Genomic DNA, 2956 nt, shown 5'->3' on the forward strand with positions numbered 1-2956 from the left:
ACAGCAAGAGCGTCCCTCGCCCCGTTTACGGGGAGAGGATGCCGGCAGGCAGGTGAGGGGCAGCGCCGACGTTAGAAAGATGGCGAATTCGACCTCAACAATTGCCTGCACGAAAACTGCACAGGCCTGCGGAAAACCTCCTCCGATCCGCCTCACCCTTTCCCCGCCGGCCTGACAAACAGACGGCATGCAAAACCGAGCAAAACCCCGATGGTCCCTGCCTTACCGGCTGCGCCGCGAAGACTGGTGGTTGGCCGATCCGCCGCGCGCGAATCCCACGGCGATCCTCATTTCCTTTGTCCGCAAGAGCCCGCCGGCAACCCGGCGGGACGCCATCAGGAAAGCCCGATCATGACAGCGTTGTTCTCCGCCGCGCCGAGCTATTGCAGCCGCTTCGGTGTCGCCATCCTGCTGGCGGCACTTGCGGATTTCCTGTTCTACGGCCAGCCCGCCGGGATCACGGTTTTCCTGTTCGCCCTGCTGATTGCCGCCGCGGTTGTCGCCGTGCATCCGGCGGCTTTCAGCGACGGTCGGGTCTGGCTCAAGCCCATCGCCTTGCTTGTCGCGCTGCTGCCGCTGGCTGAAAACGTCAGCACCCTGTCGGTTTCGATCGCGCTGGCGGCGCTGACCGTCTTTGCCCTTTCGCTGAGCGGGCGGCTGCGGCACAGCATCGCCCGTATTGCCGGGCAGATCGTGCTGTTCGGGCTGGCGGCGCCGTTCCGCTTCGCCAATGATTTCGTCCGCTGGCGCAGGACGGCGCGGCGGTTCGGCCGGCGGCGCATCCGGCTGGCGGCGATCGCTGTCTGGGTGATGCCGCTGACGCTGGGCGCGGTCTTCCTGGCGCTGTTCGGCGCCGCCAATCCGGTCATCGACTACTGGCTGTCGCTGATCGACCTCGTGAGGCTGCTCGATCTTATCCAGCTGGCGCGGATTGCCTTCTGGCTGTTCGTGCTGGCTGCTGTCTGGGCTTTTCTGCGGCCGCGCCTGCCGCGCCTGGTTCGCCGCATCCCGCGCGCGGCGCCGGCGGTCAGCGCTCAAGCCGACAAAACCGCCACCACCATCGAAGACATCCTGTTCGGCAAGGCCGCCATCCTGCGCGCCCTGATCGTCTTCAACATCCTGTTTGCGCTGCAGACGGCGCTCGACGCCACCTATCTGTGGGGCGGGGCCGCCCTTCCCGACGGGCTGAGCTACGCCTCCTACGCGCATCGTGGCGCCTATCCCCTGATCGTCACCGCGCTGCTTGCCGCCGGCTTCGTGCTGGCGGCGCTGCGGCCAGGCAGCGAGACATCGGCCGATCCGCTTATCCGCCGGCTGGTCTATGCCTGGGTGGCGCAGAACATCATGCTGGTCATTTCGTCGATCCTGCGGCTCGACCTCTATGTCGGCATCTATGCATTGACCTACTGGCGCGTCGCCGCCTTTGTCTGGATGGGGCTGGTGGCAGCAGGCCTTGCCCTGATCATTGCCCGCATCGCGCTGAGAAAATCCAACGAATGGCTGCTGTCCGCCAATCTTCTGACGTTATCCCTGACGCTTTATGCCGGCTGTTTCATCAATTTTGCAGCGACGATCGCCAACTACAATGTCGACCATTCCCTCGAAATGACCGGCCAGGGCATTCCCCTAGACGCCTGGTATCTTCACTCGCTCGGTCCGGGCGCGTTTCCCGCACTTGATCGCTTCCTCGAGCAACAGGGCAAGACGGCGGCGGCCGGCACTGTCCGCGAACTGGCTGGCGTGCGCGGCAGCGATGAAATCTGGTATCGAACTATCCAGCAGAACTGGCGGGCCTGGAGCTTTCGCGACTGGCGGCTGCTTCGATATCTCGACACCATGGGGCCGTTCGTGATTCCCTCCGCTATCGAACCTTCCATGCCGGGCCGCTGATCCATGCCGCATCACATCCTCGTCGCCGACGATGACCCGCATATCCGCGAGGTGATCTGCTTTGCGCTGGAAAAGGCCGGCATGAAAACGACAGGGGTGGCCGACGGTGCCGCCGCCTTGCAAGCGGTCGGCCGCCGGGCGCCCGACCTTGTCGTGCTCGACATCGGTATGCCGGAGATGGACGGGCTGGAGGTCTGCCGGCGACTGCGGCACACATCCGATGTGCCGGTGCTGTTCCTGTCCGCGCGCGACGAGGAGATCGACCGCATCCTCGGACTCGAAATGGGCGGCGACGACTATGTGACGAAACCATTCAGCCCGCGCGAACTGGTCGCCCGCGTCAACGTCATCCTGCGGCGCGCCCGCCCGGCGGCGGCCGAACCGGTCGACAACAGGCAGTTTTCGCATGGCAAATTGGCTCTGGCGCCGGCCAGTCACGCTGCCAGCTTCGACGGCAAGGCGCTTGCCCTGACGGGGATCGAATTCTCGATCCTGAAGGGATTCCTGGCGCGGCCCGCGCATGTGCTCGACCGCGACGCGGTGATGGCCAGCGCCTATGCCACAAATATCCATGTCGCCGGCCGCACCGTCGACAGCCATATCCGCAACATCCGCGCCAAGCTGGCAGCAGTGGGTTGCCTGGATGCCATCGAGACCGTGCATGGCGTCGGCTTCCGGCTTGGCCGATGCGGCTGACGACTTCCGGCAAATGGATCGGCCGCAAGTGGCGGCCACGGCTTGCCACGGTCGTCGTCGCCATCCTGATCATGGTGATGGCCCTGCCATTGGTCGGCTTGTTCTTTTTCCGCCTCTACGAGAACCAGCTGATCCGCCAGACCGAAGCGGAGCTGATCGCGCAAGGGGCGGCCATCGCTGCCATCTATGCGCAGGATGTGCGTGACGCCGGCATTGCGGCGGACAAGCTCGGCGCGCCGATGCCGGGGCCAGGCGGGGATTCAAGCCGAAGCGTCAATCCGGGCCCGCTGTACAAGCCGATCGAGCCGCAACTCGATCTCGCCTCCGACTATGTGCTGCCGACCCGGCCGGCGGCGATCGCTGCCACCGC

Annotated in this window: 2 protein-coding genes and 1 pseudogene; all 3 read left to right on the forward strand. The window is 65.2% G+C overall.

Features of this window, described 5'->3' with window-relative positions; genetic code table 11:
* The first annotated feature begins 351 nt into the window (after window positions 1-351).
* Window positions 352-1890, forward strand: coding sequence for a DUF4173 domain-containing protein (locus EN750_RS26945; RefSeq protein ID WP_127398451.1), 1539 nt, complete (start codon window positions 352-354; stop codon window positions 1888-1890).
* A 3-nt stretch (window positions 1891-1893) separates the two neighbouring features.
* Entirely contained in the window at window positions 1894-2586 is a 693-nt protein-coding gene (locus EN750_RS26950) for a response regulator transcription factor (protein ID WP_127398453.1), read from the forward strand.
* A pseudogene (locus tag EN750_RS26955) lies at window positions 2577-2956 on the forward strand (two-component sensor histidine kinase); the annotation flags it as partial. The gene EN750_RS26950 and the pseudogene EN750_RS26955, both read left to right, overlap by 10 nt.

It is taken from the genome of Mesorhizobium sp. M7A.F.Ca.ET.027.03.2.1 (genome assembly GCF_003999175.1).
In the GTDB taxonomy this organism is placed as follows: Bacteria; Pseudomonadota; Alphaproteobacteria; order Rhizobiales; family Rhizobiaceae; genus Mesorhizobium.

Bases quoted from the DNA above. Each gene is read 5' to 3' on its own strand.
- EN750_RS26945 (WP_127398451.1), top strand. From the start codon at position 352: ATGACAGCGTTGTTCTCCGCCGCGCCGAGCTATTGCAGCCGCTTCGGT.
- EN750_RS26950 (WP_127398453.1), top strand. From the start codon at position 1,894: ATGCCGCATCACATCCTCGTCGCCGACGATGACCCGCATATCCGCGAG.